The sequence below is a fragment of the Bosea sp. ANAM02 genome, assembly GCF_011764485.1.
GTDB lineage: Bacteria > Pseudomonadota > Alphaproteobacteria > Rhizobiales > Beijerinckiaceae > Allobosea.
In genome coordinates this window covers 1,474,308-1,489,399 of record NZ_AP022848.1, presented here as the reverse complement: position 1 = coordinate 1,489,399, position 15,092 = coordinate 1,474,308, and the positions used below count along the sequence as shown (strand labels likewise).

The 15,092-nt window shown below is 65.9% G+C and carries 16 protein-coding genes; 12 read left to right on the top strand and 4 right to left on the bottom strand.

Features of this window, described 5'->3' with window-relative positions:
• Nucleotides 1-2: 2 nt before the first annotated feature.
• The 3 genes from OCUBac02_RS07185 to OCUBac02_RS07175 form a co-directional block, all read right to left on the bottom strand.
• Nucleotides 3-428 carry a YciI family protein gene (locus tag OCUBac02_RS07185; RefSeq protein WP_047573075.1) on the bottom strand — a complete coding sequence of 142 codons (426 nt, stop codon included), beginning with the start codon at nucleotides 426-428 and terminating at the stop codon, nucleotides 3-5.
• Between the two features lie 83 nt (nucleotides 429-511).
• Nucleotides 512-934, bottom strand: a complete 423-nt coding sequence (locus OCUBac02_RS07180) for a YciI family protein (protein ID WP_047573072.1) — start codon at nucleotides 932-934, stop codon at nucleotides 512-514.
• Nucleotides 935-1,116: 182 nt separating this feature from the next.
• Nucleotides 1,117-2,457, bottom strand: coding sequence for a dihydroorotase (locus OCUBac02_RS07175; RefSeq protein ID WP_173044494.1), 1,341 nt, complete (start codon nucleotides 2,455-2,457; stop codon nucleotides 1,117-1,119).
• Between the two features lie 150 nt (nucleotides 2,458-2,607).
• Between OCUBac02_RS07175 and ygfZ the strand changes: the two genes are divergently transcribed.
• From ygfZ to OCUBac02_RS07160, 3 genes are all read left to right on the top strand, one after another.
• Nucleotides 2,608-3,507, top strand: coding sequence for a CAF17-like 4Fe-4S cluster assembly/insertion protein YgfZ (ygfZ, locus tag OCUBac02_RS07170; RefSeq protein ID WP_173044492.1), 900 nt, complete (start codon nucleotides 2,608-2,610; stop codon nucleotides 3,505-3,507).
• Entirely contained in the window at nucleotides 3,504-4,145 is a 642-nt protein-coding gene (locus OCUBac02_RS07165; protein ID WP_173044490.1) for a DNA-3-methyladenine glycosylase I, read from the top strand. The genes ygfZ and OCUBac02_RS07165 overlap by 4 nt, the downstream gene beginning before the upstream one ends.
• 211 nt (nucleotides 4,146-4,356) lie before the next feature.
• Entirely contained in the window at nucleotides 4,357-4,947 is a 591-nt protein-coding gene (locus tag OCUBac02_RS07160) for a YfbR-like 5'-deoxynucleotidase (protein ID WP_173049397.1), read from the top strand.
• Here OCUBac02_RS07160 and OCUBac02_RS07155 read toward each other — a convergent pair.
• Entirely contained in the window at nucleotides 4,922-6,196 is a 1,275-nt protein-coding gene (locus OCUBac02_RS07155) for a TadE/TadG family type IV pilus assembly protein (RefSeq protein WP_173044488.1), read from the bottom strand. The two genes, OCUBac02_RS07160 and OCUBac02_RS07155, sit on opposite strands and share 26 nt — an antisense overlap.
• A gap of 300 nt (nucleotides 6,197-6,496) precedes the next feature.
• Between OCUBac02_RS07155 and aceB the strand changes: the two genes are divergently transcribed.
• From aceB to OCUBac02_RS07110, 9 genes are all read left to right on the top strand, one after another.
• Complete coding sequence (gene aceB, locus OCUBac02_RS07150; protein WP_173044486.1) at nucleotides 6,497-8,104, top strand: malate synthase A; 1,608 nt, start codon at nucleotides 6,497-6,499, stop codon at nucleotides 8,102-8,104.
• Nucleotides 8,105-8,232: 128 nt separating this feature from the next.
• Complete coding sequence (locus OCUBac02_RS07145; RefSeq protein WP_173044484.1) at nucleotides 8,233-9,276, top strand: DUF3616 domain-containing protein; 1,044 nt, start codon at nucleotides 8,233-8,235, stop codon at nucleotides 9,274-9,276.
• A gap of 4 nt (nucleotides 9,277-9,280) precedes the next feature.
• Nucleotides 9,281-9,841 carry an NUDIX hydrolase gene (locus tag OCUBac02_RS07140; protein ID WP_173044482.1) on the top strand — a complete coding sequence of 187 codons (561 nt, stop codon included), beginning with the start codon at nucleotides 9,281-9,283 and terminating at the stop codon, nucleotides 9,839-9,841.
• Between the two features lie 159 nt (nucleotides 9,842-10,000).
• Nucleotides 10,001-10,903, top strand: a complete 903-nt coding sequence (locus OCUBac02_RS07135; protein WP_173044480.1) for a hypothetical protein — start codon at nucleotides 10,001-10,003, stop codon at nucleotides 10,901-10,903.
• A gap of 130 nt (nucleotides 10,904-11,033) precedes the next feature.
• A complete protein-coding gene (locus tag OCUBac02_RS07130; protein WP_173044478.1) occupies nucleotides 11,034-11,318 on the top strand; it encodes a metal/formaldehyde-sensitive transcriptional repressor in 285 nt (94 codons plus the stop codon).
• Between the two features lie 25 nt (nucleotides 11,319-11,343).
• A complete protein-coding gene (locus tag OCUBac02_RS07125) occupies nucleotides 11,344-12,468 on the top strand; it encodes an S-(hydroxymethyl)glutathione dehydrogenase/class III alcohol dehydrogenase (protein WP_173044476.1) in 1,125 nt (374 codons plus the stop codon).
• Nucleotides 12,469-12,678: 210 nt separating this feature from the next.
• Entirely contained in the window at nucleotides 12,679-13,515 is an 837-nt protein-coding gene (fghA, locus tag OCUBac02_RS07120; RefSeq protein ID WP_173044474.1) for an S-formylglutathione hydrolase, read from the top strand.
• 79 nt (nucleotides 13,516-13,594) lie between these two features.
• The gene (locus tag OCUBac02_RS07115; protein WP_047573555.1) at nucleotides 13,595-14,017 is read left to right on the top strand and encodes a low affinity iron permease family protein; all 423 of its coding nucleotides are present in this window, start codon (nucleotides 13,595-13,597) and stop codon (nucleotides 14,015-14,017) included.
• A gap of 185 nt (nucleotides 14,018-14,202) precedes the next feature.
• Complete coding sequence (locus tag OCUBac02_RS07110; RefSeq protein ID WP_047573552.1) at nucleotides 14,203-15,072, top strand: outer membrane protein; 870 nt, start codon at nucleotides 14,203-14,205, stop codon at nucleotides 15,070-15,072.
• Nucleotides 15,073-15,092: the final 20 nt, after the last annotated feature.

Sequence of the window (15,092 nt, the reverse complement as noted above, 5' to 3'; positions counted from 1 at the left end):
GCTCAGCCCTGGCCTTCGGACTCGGCCTTGAGCCGGTCCCACTGCGCCGCGGTCTCCGGCGTGACGATCTCGCCGAAATCCGCCAGCTCGAACAGCGGCCGGATCTCGATCTCGGACGGGCCGGGCATCGGGTTGGGGCAGCGCTTGACCCAGGCGATCGCCTCATCGAGCGAAGCGCATTCCCACAGCCAGTAGCCGGCGACCAGTTCCTTGGTCTCGGCGAAGGGCCCGTCGACGACCGAGCGCTTGGCCCCGTCGAACTGGACGCGCGCGCCCTTCGAGCTGGGCTGCAGGCCGTCACCGCCCTTCATGATCCCGGCTTTCACCAGCTCCTCGTTATAGGCCATCATCGCCTCGAGCAGCTCCTGGGTCGGCGGCGCGCCGGCTTCGCTGTCCTGGGTCGCCTTGACCATCACCATGAAACGCATCGGTCTTCTCCTTTGAGAGATTGAGAGGGACGGGCGCATCCTCTGCACCGTCCGTTGAACGGGATTTGAGGTATCGGGCCGGCTCAGCCGGGGCGCTTCTCGAATTCGGCGCGCAGGTTTTCCTTCCGCTCGCGCCGTTCCGGCGTCACCATCTCGCCGAAATCCTCCATCTCGAAGACGGGCCGCAGCTCGATCTCGGTGTTGCCGTCGAAAGGCGCGCGCTTCAGCCACTCGACCGCTTCGTCGAAGGACTTCACCTGCCAGAGCCAGAAGCCGGCGAGCAGCTCCTTGGTCTCGGCGAAGGGGCCGTCCGTGATAGCCCGCTCGCTGCCCGAGAAGCGCATGCGGATGCCCTTCGACGTTGGATGCAGGCCTTCCGCAGCGAGCAGGATGCCGGCCTTGATCAGCTCCTCGTTATAGACACCCATCTTCGCGAAAACGTCAGGATCCGGCATCACGCCGGCTTCGCTATCCTTGCTGGCCTTGACCAGAACCATCACGCGCATCGGTCTTCTCCTTGGGTTTGGGAGAACCGGGCGGCTCCGGCGCTGACCGCCGAAACCCGTTCTCTGACTGCACGTCGAACGGGCGCGGCCGGAATCGACAACGCCGGGAATCTTTTTTCGATTTTTTTGCGGAGCCGCCCGCGCGCTCATCTCAAGCCGAACGCGGGCGGCGCCGATCCGTTTCAGGCACTGCGCGACAGCGCCTCCAGGAAGCGCGCCGGCTCGCCCTGCGACGGGGTCGTCAGTTCGCCCTCCCACATCACCTTGAGGCCGCGCACGAAGGTGCCGACCGGCCAGCCGGTGACGGTGACGCCGTCATAGGGCGTCCAGCCGCATTTCGATGCGCTCCACTCCTTGGTGATCGTCTCGCGGCGCTTGAGGTCGACGATCGTGAAGTCGGCATCGTAGCCGACCGCGATCCGGCCCTTGCCCTCCAGCCCGAAGATGCGCTGCGGGCCGGCGCTGCTGAGATCGACGAAGCGCTCCAGCGAAAGCCTGCCGGCATTCACATGGTCGAGCATGATCGGCACCAGCGTCTGCACGCCCGGCATGCCGGAATGGCTCGCCGGATAGGCGTGATGCTTCTCCTCATGGGTATGCGGCGCATGGTCGGAGCCGAGCACGTCGACGATGCCCTGCTCGACACCCCACCAGATGCGCTGGCGATGGCTGTCGTCGCGGATCGGCGGGTTCATCTGGGCGTAGGTGCCGAGCCGCTCGTAGCAGTCGGGCGCGACCAGCGTCAGATGGTTCGGCAGCACCTCGACGGTCGCGACATCCTTATGGTCCTTCAGGAAAACCATCTCCTCGCCCGTAGAGATGTGCAGGATATGGACGCGCGCGCCGGTCTCGCGCGCGATCCGCACCAGCCGCTTCGTGCAGGTCAGCGCCACCTCGGGCGAGCGCCAGACCGGATGGCTCGACGGATCGCCCTCGACCCGCAGCGGCATGCGCTCGCGCAGCATCATCTCGTCTTCCGAATGGAAGGCGGCGCGCCGGCGCGTGCGCTTCAGAATCTCGGCGACGCCCCTGTCGTCCTCGACCAGCAGGTCGCCGGTCGACGAGCCCATGAATACCTTGATGCCGGCGGCACCGGGAAGCCGCTCCAGCTCCGGAACGTCGCTGGCGTTCTCATGGGTGCCGCCGACCCAGAAGGCGAAATCGCAATGCATGCGGTGCCGGCCGCGCTTGATCTTGTCGGCCAGAGCCTCCGGCGTCGTCGTCTGCGGGATCGTGTTCGGCATCTCGAAGACGCAGGTCACGCCGCCAAGCGCCGCCGAGCGCGAGCCGCTCTCCAGGTCTTCCTTGTGGTCGAGCCCCGGCTCGCGGAAATGCACCTGCGAGTCGATCACGCCCGGCAGGATATGCAGGCCGGTGCAGTCCACGACCTCGCCGGCCGAAGCCTGCGAGAGATCGCCCAGCGCCATGATCTTGCCGCCGGTGACACCGACATCGCGCGCAACGCGGCCATCCTGGTTCACCACCGTGCCGCCCTTGAGGATGACGTCGTAGGTCTGGGGCATGGCGTGTCTCCGGGAGGTTGAGCAAAGACGGGATGCAGCCTACCTATCGACCAACGCGCCGTCCCGGAAGCCTAAACAGGTTTCGGGTGGCGCCCTCATCCCCATTCGGCTGACGAGCCTCGGCCCGATACAGCACTGGAACGGCTGCCTATGTCCGTCACAAGATTGATCGATCGCGGTGTCATCCGCGTCAGCGGCGACGACGCGCGCGACTTCCTGCAGAACCTCGTGACCAACGATCTCGATCCGGTCGTGCCCGGACAGGCCGGCTACGGCGCGCTGCTGACGCCGCAAGGCAAGATGATCTGCGATTTCTTCATCCTCGCGCTGGCGCCGGAGGATGGCGGCGGCTTCCTGCTCGACGCACCCCTGCTCCAGACCGCCGACCTGATGAAACGCCTGAAGCTCTACAAGCTGCGCGCCAAGGTGGCGCTCGAAGACCTCACCGAGCGGAGCGCGGTCATCGCCTCCGCGGATGGCGCCCCGCTGCCCGCCGACGCCGCCCTCGTCTATGACGACCCGCGCCTGCCGGCGCTCGGCCAGCGCGCCATCACCGATGCCGAAGGCGTCGAGGCGCTCGTCACCGCCGAACCGGAGGCCTATCACGCCCGTCGCATCGCGCTCGGCGTGCCCGCAGGCGGCCGCGACTTCTCCTATGGCGACACCTTCCCGCATGAGGCGCTGCTCGACCAGCTCGGCGGCGTCTCCTTCAGGAAGGGCTGCTATATCGGGCAGGAGGTCGTCTCCCGCATGCAGCATCGCGGCACCGCCCGCACCCGCGTCGTCCCGATCGTCTTCGATCAGGGCATCGCGGCCGAGACCGGCGCCGAGGCGACAGCCGGCGGCAAGCCGCTCGGCATGGTCGGCTCTGGCGCGAACGGCCGGGCGCTCGCGATGCTCCGGCTCGACCGGCTGGACGATGCGCTCGCCGCGGGCACGGCGCCGCTTGGCGGCGGGCTCGCATTCCATCTCGCGGAGAAGCCCGGCTTCATCCGCTTCCCCTTCCCAGGCGAGGTTGGCTTCGGAGCCGCCGCAGGAGCTGCCCCATGAGCGATGCCGTCACCGTCAGCGAGGAACGCGTCGCGATCCAGGGCGCGGACGGCAGGTTCCGCTGCCGCTGGCCGGGCACCGAGCCGCTCTACCTCGCCTATCACGACACCGAATGGGGCGTGCCGGAATACGATTCCCGCGCGCTCTGGGAAAAGCTGATTCTCGACGGCTTCCAGGCCGGGCTTTCCTGGATCACGATTCTGCGGAAGCGCGACGCGTTCCGCGCCGGCTTCGCCGGGTTCGAGCCGGAGACGGTCGCCCGCTTCACCGAGGCCGATGTCCAGCGTCTGCTCGCCGACCCCGGCATCATCCGCCATCGCGGCAAGATCGAGGGCACGATCAGGAGCGCGCAGGCCTATCTCAGGATCAGCGAGCGCGAGCCCTTCGCCGATTTCCTCTGGAAGCATCTCGACGGCCGTGTGCTCCAGAACAGCTATCGCGCGCAGGGCGAGGTGCCGACCCAGACCAAGCTCTCCGAGACGATCTCGAAGGAGCTGAAGAAGGCCGGCTTCACCTTCTGCGGCCCGACGATCGTCTACGCCTTCATGGAGGCCTGCGGGCTGGTCAACGACCACCTGACCGGCTGCTTCCGCTGGAGCGAATGCGCGGCTCTGGCGCGCGACAGCCGCGCGGCATGATGACGGATCGTCCCCTCTCGGCCCTCATCCTGAGAAGCGGACGCAAGTCCGCGTCTCGAAGGATGCTTCAGGAGGCTCCGGAACCATCTGGAGCATCCTTCGAGACGCGCCTGACGGCGCTCCTCAGGATGAGGGCTCGCGTGGCAGTCCTGCCGGCTGCGGGGGGCTGACCGTGGCCCGCAAACCGGAACCGCCACGCGCCTGGCAACGCATGCTCTCGGGCCGCAGGCTCGACCTGCTCGATCCCTCGCCGCTCGACATCGAGATCGAGGACATCGCCCATGGCCTCGCCCGCGTCGCCCGCTGGAACGGGCAGACGCATGGCGCCCATTCCTTCTCGGTCGCGCAACACTCCCTGCTGGTCGAGGCGATCGCCTCCCATCTCAACCCGGACTGGGGTGACGGCTGGCGCCTGATGACGCTGCTGCACGACGCGCCGGAATACGTCATCGGCGACATGATCTCGCCGTTCAAGGTGGTGATGGGCGACGCCTATAAGAGCGTGGAACTGCGCCTGCTGGCGGCGGTCCATCTGCGCTTCGGCCTGCCCGCCGCGACGCCGGCTGCCTTGAAGAAGAAGATCAAGGAGGCCGATACCATCGCCGCCTTCTTCGAGGCGACGCGGCTGGCCGGCTTCGGCCGCGAGGAGGCCCTGAAATTCTTCGGCCGGCCGCAGGCGCTGCCGACCGAAGTCCTGAGCTGGCTCGATCCGCTCGACACCGAGGCGGCGCAGGGGCGCTTCCTGGCGCGCTTCAACGCCCTCGGCGGTGTCGGGCTTACTGGGTCAGGCGCACCGCGCTGATCTCGCTGGCGATGGCCTTGAAGATCGGGCTGAGCTGCGAGGCGTTCTGCACGTCGTAATACATGCTCGGGCTGCTGGCGCAGTTCTTCAGCAGAGTCGCGTCGCCGTTGATGACTCGGATCGTGTAGAGGCTGATACCGGCCGCTTTCACATTGGTGCAGGCGAGCGTCGTGCGGGCATCGATCTGGTTGCCGTTCGTGGTGAAGCGATTCTCGGTATTATCGCCGTCTGTCAGCAGGATCATGTATTTCTTCAGCATCGGCTCGGTCGAAGGCTTCGCCTGCGTGAAGGGCGCTGCAGTAGACAGCGTCGCCCAGCCCCAGACCGCGCCGATGGTCACGTTGGTGTTGCCGACAGGCGTCATCGTGTCGACGCGCTCGTTGAGCGCCGTCCAGTCGGCGGTCAACGGCAAAACCTCGGCAAGCGAGCTTTGGCTGCACCAGGTCGCTGGATATTGCTGGTTGCTCGACCCGTAGGAGCCGGCATCGGTGACATCGTAGTTTTGGTCGCGGTCGGCGATGCAGCCATGGCTTTGAGCCCAGACGTTCTTGGTCAGCGTTTCCGTTGTGCAATTGCCCCACCAGTCGCAGTTGACCTTGCGCGTCATGCCGTAGCGGATCCATTCCTCGTTCTTGAGGCCGCGATCGATCCTGACCTGCGTGTTGAACGGCACGATCGAGATCTTGATCTGCTCGGGATCGATCGAGGCGTCCTTCATGATCTGGATGAGGTCCTTGGAGGCCTGCTTCAAGGCCGTCATCTTCCCGGAGGAGGACATCGATCCGGTATTGTCGAGCACCAGCGCGAGTTCGATCTTGTTGGTGCCCCAAGTCGACTGGCTGTTCGTGCCCACGGGAAGCTGGCTCACCCCGATCACGTTGGAGATCGTCGTCGGCACGGTGGCATTGGCCGCGATCTTGATGGTCCGCGCCGTGCGATCGATTGTGATTGTGGCGCCGGTATATTCGCTTTTCACGTCGTCGGGCAGATTGTCGCGGATCCAAGCCTCGATACGGGCCCTGAGCTGTCCGTCCGACAGCTTCTGTGCATCGCGTGCCGCCATGAGCGCCGCGGAGTCGATCGCCGAATTGAGTGCCTGCCGCGCATTGCTGGCACGGGAATAGTCGATTGCGACACCCACGACGCCCATCAGGGGAATGAGGGTGAGCCCGAACAGCATCAGGAAGTTGCCGCCTTCATCCCGGCGGAAGCGCCTGATCATCGCAAGCAAGGAGCCGATCTTCATCATGTCACTCGTCCAGGGCCGGATTGCCGCATTCGGCCCTGGAAGCGTTGGCGGCCGGAACTTACGAATTGCTGAAGCCGATTTGCTGAAGTCGAGCCTATCGGCACATTTTGAATCAAAAGGCCCTATCGTTACGTCAGTATGCGTTCATCACCGACCATATGCAACTTATAGGAGATCAAATCCCGCTCTTCCCGAAAACGAATTTATTTCCTCCTTGGAACAAGTGATCGTCACTTTTTCCAGATTTTGCAGGACGCACTTTCGCGGAATGATGGCTTCAACCTGATCGGAGGACCATTCATGTTGGACACCCCCACTCTCACCCTGCCGGCCGGCGTCGTGGTCAAGGGCGCGCTGCAACCCGGCTTCGAGCAGATCCTCACCGCCGAGGCGCTCGCCTTCGTCGCCGACCTGCACCGACGCTTCAACGAGACCCGCAAGCGCCTGCTCGCACTGCGCGCCGAGCGCCAGAAGCGCTTCGACGCCGGCGAGACCCCGGACTTCCTGGCCGAGACCAAGCATATCCGCGAAGGCGACTGGACCGTCGCGCCGATCCCGGCCGATTTGCTCGACCGCCGCGTCGAGATCACCGGCCCGGTCGACCGCAAGATGATCGTCAATGCGCTGAATTCCGGCGCCAAGGTCTTCATGGCCGATTTCGAGGACGCCTCCTCGCCGGTCTGGGCCAACATGATCGAGGGCCAGATCAATCTCCGCGACCGCTGGGCAGGCAAGATCGATTTCACCGATCCGACGAACGGCAAGGACTACAAGCTCAAGGCCAAGCCGGCCGTCCTGATCATCCGCCCGCGCGGCTGGCATCTGCCGGAGCGCCATATCGAGATCGACGGCGAGGAAGCCTCGGGCTCGCTGGTCGATTTCGGCCTTTATGTCTTCCACAACGCCAAGGCCGCGCTGGCCGCCGGCTCCGGCCCGTATTTCTATCTGCCGAAGCTGGAGAGCCATCTCGAGGCCCGGCTCTGGAACGACGTCTTCGTCGCCGCCCAGTCGGCGCTCGGCCTGAAGAACGGCACGATCAAGGCCACCGTCCTGATCGAGACCCTGCCCGCCGCCTTCGAGATGGACGAGATTCTCTACGAGCTGCGCGAGCACATGGCCGGCCTGAACTGCGGCCGCTGGGACTACATCTTCTCCTTCATCAAAAAGCTCGCCCGCAACAAGGCCTATGTCCTGCCCGATCGATCGCAGGTCGTGATGTCGAAGGCCTTCCTGCGCGCCTATTCGCTGCTGCTGATCAAGACCTGCCACAGGCGCGGCGCCTTCGCGATGGGCGGCATGGCGGCGCAGATCCCGGTCAAGAACAACCCGGAGGCCAATGCCGCCGCCTTCGCCAAGGTCAAGGCCGATAAGGAACGCGAGGCCGGCGACGGCCATGACGGCACCTGGGTCGCCCATCCCGACCTCGTCCCGGTCGCGATGGAGGTCTTCGACCGGCTGATGCCGCAGGCCAACCAGCTCGACAAAAAGCGCGACGACGTCTCGATCGGCGCCAGGGACCTGCTGGAGGTCCACCAGGGCACGCGCACCGAGGAAGGCTTCCGCGAGAACATCCGCGTCGGCGTCCAGTATATCGAGGCTTGGCTGCGCGGCCGCGGCGCGGTGCCGATCTACAACATGATGGAGGATGCCGCGACCGCCGAGATCAGCCGCGCCCAGATCTGGCAGTTCTGCCAGTACGGCGTAGCTCTCGAAGGCGGGATCAAGGCCGATGCCGCGCTGTTCAAGCGCTGCCTGCCGGAAGAGATGGAGCGCGTGAAGGGCGAGCTCGGCGCGGAGAACTATGCCAAGGGCCGTTTCCCCGAGGCGATCGCGCTGTTCGAGACGCTCTCGCTGGCGCCCAACTTCGAGGACTTCCTCACCGTCCCGGCCTACGCCAAGCTGAGCTGACCTCAGCGCGGATGAACGAACGCGAGGGGCGCCGCGGCAACGCGGCGCCCTTTCGTTTGACGGCACGGCGCTTTGACATCCGCCGGCCGCGCGCGCTCAATCCGCGCCCCTTCCTTCGGATTCGCCCGATGCGCCGCCGCCTGTTCGTTTCCCTTCTCGCCGCAAGCCTTCTCGGCGCCTCGTTCGCGCAGGCTACGACGTTGACGCCGGAACAGCGCTTCAGAACACTTGGAGACTTTTCCGCCAGGAAGGCGGGCAAGCCGGCGCGCGATGTCAGCGGCCTCGCGTGCATGCCGGCCGCTAACGGCACGCAGCGCTGCCTGCTGATCAATGACGAGGGCTCCTTCGCCCAGTTCGCCCGCATCGCCGAGAACCGCATCACCCCGGACGCAACCCTGCCCATCATCGGAACCGAGGCCGCACCCGACACGCTCGGCCAGCCGCCGCAAGGCATCTGCAAGATGCCCGGCCGCTTCGCCGAGCTCGACGGCGAAGCCGTCGCCTATGCCGATGGCGCCTTCTATGTCGCGGGCTCGCATGGCTGCTCGCGCAGGAAGGGCGAGTTCCGCCTCTCCGCCTTCCATCTCGCCCGGATCAGGGTCGATGCCGAAGGCACCGCCACCGGCAAGGTCGAGTTGACCTATCGCCTGAGCGACATGCTGCGTGCCGCCGGCCCGGCCGCCGCCTTTTTCGGCCGAAGCCTGAGGTATGGCAACGGCCTGAACATCGAAGGCATCGCGGTCACCGGCGACACGCTTTGGGCGGGCCTGCGCGCGCCCTCGCTCGGCAATCGCGGCTTCCTCGTCGGCGCCTCGCTGAACGCCCTGTTCGCGCCGGGCCACGCCCCCGCAAAGGAGGCGCCACGGGTCTTCGAGCTGCCGGCAGGCAGCAACCGCGGCATCCGCGACCTCGCGCCCCTGCCAGACGGTCGCCTGCTCGCCCTGATCGGACCCGCGCAGGAACAGAGCCTGGCCTATTCGCTGATGCTGGTCGATCCCGCCAGGCCCGATGCCGCCATGACGTTCGGCGATCTGCCGGGGCGTGGCGGCGACAAGGCGGAATCCCTCACCATCCTGGCACAGGATGCGAAGGGCCTCGCCGTCCTCATCGGCTATGACGGCCCGAAGAACGGCAGTTTCGAATCCTACCGACTGCCGCTCGAACCGCGCTGACTCCATGGATTTCCGCAACGCTCTCACCCGCGCCGTCGAGCGCTACCGCGCCAAGGTCGCCGGCCCTCACGAACATCTTGCCCTGCTGCGCTGGCAGATGGCGCAGGGCCACGCCCTCGACCGGCGCGACACCTATCCCGGCCATCTCACCACCAGCGCCTTCGTGCTCTCGCCCGATCATGCGCAGGTGCTATTGATCGACCATGTCGTGATCGGCCGCTGGCTCCAGCCCGGCGGCCATTGGGAGCAAGCAGAGCATTTCCACCTCTCGGCCGCCCGCGAGGCGATCGAGGAAACCGGCGTGCAGGGCCTTCTCCTCCACCCCTGGCATCAGGGCGGCGATCTGCCCTTCACGATCGACAGCCATGACGTGCCCGGCAAGTCCTCCCGCGGCGAGCCGGCCCATATCCATCACGACCTGCAATACCTCTTCCTCGCCGATCCGGCCCTGCCGCTCGTCGCGCAGGTCGAGGAGGTCCATGCCGCCGCCTGGAAGCCGGTCGATGCGCTCGCTCGAATCGCGCCGCGCGCGCTGGAACGGCTCTCGATTCTGCCCAAGCCCTGACTGTTGCTGCGCAACAACATCGCGGCGGATTACGGGAACCACTATGGCTCTTTTATCGCGGCGGCATCAGGCTCCCGACATGGTTTGGTCGAGGATGAAATGTCTATTGCAATTGATTTGCATTAGCGTATCAATCCGAGATCTCCCCGGAGCTCATCCATGTCTTCGAAAGCCATCGCCCTTGCCCTGATCGCCGTGGCCCTCTCGGCCCCCGCCATCGCCGCCGACCTCTCGTCCCGCAAGGGAGTACCCGTCGCCCCGCCACCCGTCGTCTCCGCCTGCACGGAGAGCGAGGGCATCCCGACAGACGCCTTCGGCTTCACCACGGGCACGGATGTCGCCGATCCCGGCTCCTTCGGGCCGAGCCTGACCTATGGCAGCGGCTTCGGCACCCGCACCGGCAGCGCGAACAGTCATGGCCTGGCCCTGCAGGGCTCCTACGGCCTCTTCCCTTGCTTCGAGGTCGGTCCCTACACGCTGGGCAACATCACCAGCGGCTCGGTGGGCGGCGTCAGCGCCGATTCGCGCGCCTTCGGCGCCGGCGTCGAGATGAAGTACAAGGTGCTCGGCCGCGATAGGCACGGGCTCGGCCTCACGCTGGTCATCGATCCCAGCCTGAACCGCACCGATCCGGACGGCGCCGGCCGCTTCACGACCTACAATACCGGCATCCGCCTCTTCGCCGACAAGACGCTGATCCCGAACACGCTCTATGCCGGACTCAATATCTCGCATGACCTGACCTGGACCGGCCCCTCGCCCTACCAGCGCTCCTCCACCTTCATGCTCAGCGGCTCGCTCGCCTGGCAGGTTTCGGATGGGCTCTATCTCAGCGGCGAGGTCCGCCATATGCGCGCCCATAACGAACTCGGCTTCGGCAACGAGGCGGGCTACGCCACCTTCGTCGGCCCCGGCATGTTCTGGCAGGCGACGAAGCAGCTCGCTTTGTCCGCCGCCTATAACGTCCAGGTCTCCGGCAAGGCCAAGGGCGAGCCGGGCAATCTCGACCTGACCAATTTCAGCCAGCACCTCGTCAAGGTAAAGCTCGGGTACAGCTTCTAAACCATCGAGCAACATATCGATGAAGAGCGGCAGCGGCGACGCTGCCGCTCTTTTCGTTTCGGCTCGCCTTATGCGTTGACATACTCCCCCTCAGTACCATAGCGTCGCGGTAACCGGAGCCTCGGTGCCGATGCCTCACACGCCCGAAGAGAAGAAGCGCGCCGTCACGCGGCTGCGCCGGATCAGGGGCCAGACCGATGCCCTGATCGCCGCCGTCGAACGCGGCGAGGAATGCGGTGCCCTGCTCCAGCAGCTCGCGGCGCTCCGCGGCGCGGCGACCGGGCTGATGGCCGAGGTGCTGGAGAGCCATCTGCGCGAGACCATGGCCCGCCCGGCCGAGGCGGCGCAGGCAGAAGCCGAGGACAATGACGAGATCGCCGCGATCATGCGGGTCATCCGCCCCTATCTGAAATGAACATCCGCAAGGAAGGAAACACCCGATGAAGACCCGCGCCGCCGTCGCCTGGGAAGCCGGCAAGCCCCTCACCATCGAGACGATCGAGATCGGCGGCCCCAAGGCCGGCGAGGTTCTGGTCGAGGTCATGGCGACCGGCATCTGCCATACCGACGCTTACACGCTCTCGGGGCTGGATTCGGAGGGCAAGTTCCCGGCGATCCTCGGCCATGAAGGTGCGGGCATCGTGCGCGAGGTCGGCGCCGGCGTGACCACGCTGAAGCCCGGCGACCATGTCATCCCGCTCTACACGCCGGAATGCCGCAGCTGTAAGTCCTGCCTGTCGCGCCGCACCAATCTCTGCACCTCGATCCGTGCGACGCAGGGCCAGGGCGTCATGCCGGACGGCACCTCGCGCTTCTCCTGCGACGGCGGCCAAGGAGACGGAACGATCTTCCACTACATGGGCTGCTCGACCTTCGCGAACTTCACGGTGCTGCCCGAAATCGCGCTCGCCAAGGTCCGCGAGGACGCCCCCTTCGACAAGATCTGCTATATCGGCTGCGGCGTGACCACCGGCATCGGCGCGGTGATCTACACGGCCAAGGTCTGGCCGGGCGCCAATGTCGTGGTCTTCGGACTGGGTGGCATCGGGCTCAACGTCATCCAGGGCGCCCGCATGGTCGGTGCCGACAAGATCATCGGCGTCGACATCAACCCGGCGAAACAGGAGATGGCGAGGAAGTTCGGCATGACCGACTTCATCAACCCGAGCGAGATTGGCAACGACAAGGTCGTGCAGGCGATCGTCGACCTGACCGGCGGGGGTGCCGATTTCTCCTTCGACGCGACCGGCAACACGAACGTCATGCGCCAGGCGCTGGAATGCTGCCATCGCGGCTGGGGCGAGTCGATCATTATCGGCGTCGCCGAGGCCGGCAAGGAGATCGCGACGCGTCCGTTCCAGCTCGTCACCGGCCGCGTCTGGAAGGGCACCGCTTTCGGCGGCGCGCGCGGGCGCACTGACGTGCCGAAAATCGTCGACTGGTATATGGAGGGCAAGATCAACATCGACGACCTGATCACGCACAAGCTCAGTCTCGACGAGATCAATACCGGCTTCGACCTGATGCATGAGGGCAAGTCGATCCGCAGCGTGGTGGTCTACTGAGCGGTCGTCCCACCGCCTCATTCGGCAGGCACTGAAGCACCACCTTTATCATTCCGGGGCAGCGCAACGCGCTGAACCCGGAACCCACGACTGGGTACGACGCTTGAAGAAGCCGGCCGGGAAAGGCTCGCCTGGTCGTGGATTCCGGGTTCGGCCACCAGCCGCCCCGGAATGACAAACGTTGCGCCGAGACTTTGAAGGAATTGCCCCATGGAACTCCTCTCCGCCTCGAAGGCCTTTGGCGGCTCGCAGCGCGTCTACCGGCATGACAGCACGGCCTGCGCCTGCCCGATGACCTTCGCGATCTACCTGCCGCATCAGATCGAGGACGGACCGGTTCCGCTGCTCTGGTATCTCTCGGGCCTGACCTGCACGCACCAGAACGTCATGGATAAGGGCGAGTACCGCGCCGCAGCCGCCGCCAACGGCATCGCCATCATCTGCCCGGATACGAGCCCGCGCGGCGAAGGCGTGCCGGACGAACCGGAGAACTGGCAGTTCGGCTCCGGCGCCGGCTTCTACCTCGACGCCACGCAGGAGCCTTATGCCAAGAACTACCGCATGGAGACCTATATCCGCGACGAACTGCCGGAGCTGGTCAGCCGGCATTTTCCGGTCGACATGAACCGGCAGGGCATCTTCGGCCATTCCATGGGCGGCCATGGCGCCATTACGCTCGCCCTCAAGAACCCGGAGCGCTACCGCTCCGTATCCGCCTTCGCGCCGATCACCCAGCCCTCGACGGCCGGCTGGTCGCGCCCTGCCTTCGAGAAATATCTGGGGCCGGACGAGACCAGATGGCGCGCCTATGACTCGACCCTGCTGATCGCCGACGGCCACCGCGTCCGCGACCTCCTGGTCGACCAGGGCACGGCCGACGGCTTTCTCGAGGAGGGCCTGCGCCCGCAGCTCCTGGAGATCGCCTGCGCCGCCGCCGGCATCCCGCTCCAGCTCACGAGGCGCGACGGCTACGACCACTCCTACACCTTCATCTCGACCTTCATGGCCCAGCACGTCGCCTGGCATGCGGAGCGCCTGACGGTCTGACGTCTCTCTCGTCGGAACGGCAGCAGCCCCGGCCGCGTTGAGAGCAGCACAGCCTCAACCGGCCTCGGGGGATCGTTCCATGGCCAAGCATCGCATGCCGCAGAGCGACCGCTCGCTCTTCACCCGCCTGTCCCAGGCCGTCGCGCATTGGGCCGGGCGCCCGCAGACCTTCATCGGCGCCGCGGCCATAATCGTACTCTGGGCGCTCTCCGGCCCGTTATTCGGCTATAACGACACCTGGCAGCTGGTGGTGAACACCTCGACCACGATCGTCACCTTCCTGATGGTCTTCATCATCCAGAACAGCCAGAACCGCGACACGGCGGCGATGCAGATCAAGCTCGACGAACTGATCTGCCGGCTGGAAGGCGCGCGCGAGGAACTCCTCGATCTCGAAGAGCTCGACGAGGACAAGCTCGAGGCGATCCGCCGGGAATTCGAGGCGCTGGCGGCCAAGGCCCGCAAGCGTGCGGCCCCAGGCGGGGAACGATCGCCAGCCTGACGCGATGCCATCGCCCCGATCCGGCATCCCGCATGAGGAAAGTTCCGACGGCAGCCGCCGTTCAGTCCCCAGTAAGGTTAGCTGTTAGGGTTAAGTCTCGTTTAAGAAATCGCTGGCATGGTCCTGTCGTGGGTAACAAGCGCGGGCTGCGTTCCTTGCGCCGCGCAAATGCGAAGGACACTGCCATGGGCAGCCTGAAAACTCTCGCGCTGGCGGGCGGCCTGGCCCTCGGCGTTTCCGCCGCAGCGCAAGCCGCCGATCTCGCTTACGCTCCGCCGCCTCCGCCGCCGGAGCCGCTCGGCCTCAAGGGCACGATCTCGAGCGGCATCTATCTGCGCGGCGATATCGGCGTCGGTCTCCAGAGCGTCGGCAAATATCACCAGGACGACGTCGCGCAGTTCGGCGGCGCCTTCTTCGGCAAGAGCGACAACGCCGCCTTCTTCGGCGGTCTCGGCGTCGGCTATCGCTTCAACAACTGGCTGCGCTTCGACGTCACCGGCGAATACCGCGGCGCCGGCCAGATCGGCGTGAACGACATCGTCTTCAACCCGTTCAACAACGGCAACCAGACCAACACCTACAAGGGCAACCTGACCTCGCTGGTCACGCTGTTCAACGGCTATTTCGATCTCGGCACCTGGAACTGCCTGACGCCCTATATCGGCGCCGGTATCGGCTTCGCGCAGAACCGCATCAGCGGCCTGACCGACCAGGGCGCCCTGACCGGCAACTTCAACGGCGCGACGCTGGGCTATGCCAATTCCGGCAGCAAGACCAATGTCGCCTGGGCGCTGATGGCCGGCGTCGGCTACGAGGTGAACAAGAACCTGACCCTCGAAGCCGGCTACCGCTACCTCAATCTCGGCGATGCCCAGTCGGGCCGCCTGATCAACGCCTTCACCGGCCAGGTTCAGGCCCCGCTCAAGGCCAAGGACATCGAGAGCCACGACTTCCGCATCGGCATGCGCTGGAACTTCGGCGATCCGAACTGCTGCGGCCCGGTCGAGCGCGAGCCGGTTGCCTTCGCGCCGCCGCCGGTGGTGCGCAAGTACTGATCCGGAACACCGGACAAGAG

Bases quoted from the DNA above. Each gene is read 5' to 3' on its own strand.
- OCUBac02_RS07185 (WP_047573075.1), bottom strand. From the start codon at position 428: ATGCGTTTCATGGTGATGGTCAAGGCGACCCAGGACAGCGAAGCCGGC.
- OCUBac02_RS07180 (WP_047573072.1), bottom strand. From the start codon at position 934: ATGCGCGTGATGGTTCTGGTCAAGGCCAGCAAGGATAGCGAAGCCGGC.
- OCUBac02_RS07175 (WP_173044494.1), bottom strand. From the start codon at position 2,457: ATGCCCCAGACCTACGACGTCATCCTCAAGGGCGGCACGGTGGTGAAC.
- ygfZ (WP_173044492.1), top strand. From the start codon at position 2,608: ATGTCCGTCACAAGATTGATCGATCGCGGTGTCATCCGCGTCAGCGGC.
- OCUBac02_RS07165 (WP_173044490.1), top strand. From the start codon at position 3,504: ATGAGCGATGCCGTCACCGTCAGCGAGGAACGCGTCGCGATCCAGGGC.
- OCUBac02_RS07160 (WP_173049397.1), top strand. From the start codon at position 4,357: ATGCTCTCGGGCCGCAGGCTCGACCTGCTCGATCCCTCGCCGCTCGAC.
- OCUBac02_RS07155 (WP_173044488.1), bottom strand. From the start codon at position 6,196: ATGATGAAGATCGGCTCCTTGCTTGCGATGATCAGGCGCTTCCGCCGG.
- aceB (WP_173044486.1), top strand. From the start codon at position 6,497: ATGTTGGACACCCCCACTCTCACCCTGCCGGCCGGCGTCGTGGTCAAG.
- OCUBac02_RS07145 (WP_173044484.1), top strand. From the start codon at position 8,233: ATGCGCCGCCGCCTGTTCGTTTCCCTTCTCGCCGCAAGCCTTCTCGGC.
- OCUBac02_RS07140 (WP_173044482.1), top strand. From the start codon at position 9,281: ATGGATTTCCGCAACGCTCTCACCCGCGCCGTCGAGCGCTACCGCGCC.
- OCUBac02_RS07135 (WP_173044480.1), top strand. From the start codon at position 10,001: ATGTCTTCGAAAGCCATCGCCCTTGCCCTGATCGCCGTGGCCCTCTCG.
- OCUBac02_RS07130 (WP_173044478.1), top strand. From the start codon at position 11,034: ATGCCTCACACGCCCGAAGAGAAGAAGCGCGCCGTCACGCGGCTGCGC.
- OCUBac02_RS07125 (WP_173044476.1), top strand. From the start codon at position 11,344: ATGAAGACCCGCGCCGCCGTCGCCTGGGAAGCCGGCAAGCCCCTCACC.
- fghA (WP_173044474.1), top strand. From the start codon at position 12,679: ATGGAACTCCTCTCCGCCTCGAAGGCCTTTGGCGGCTCGCAGCGCGTC.
- OCUBac02_RS07115 (WP_047573555.1), top strand. From the start codon at position 13,595: ATGGCCAAGCATCGCATGCCGCAGAGCGACCGCTCGCTCTTCACCCGC.
- OCUBac02_RS07110 (WP_047573552.1), top strand. From the start codon at position 14,203: ATGGGCAGCCTGAAAACTCTCGCGCTGGCGGGCGGCCTGGCCCTCGGC.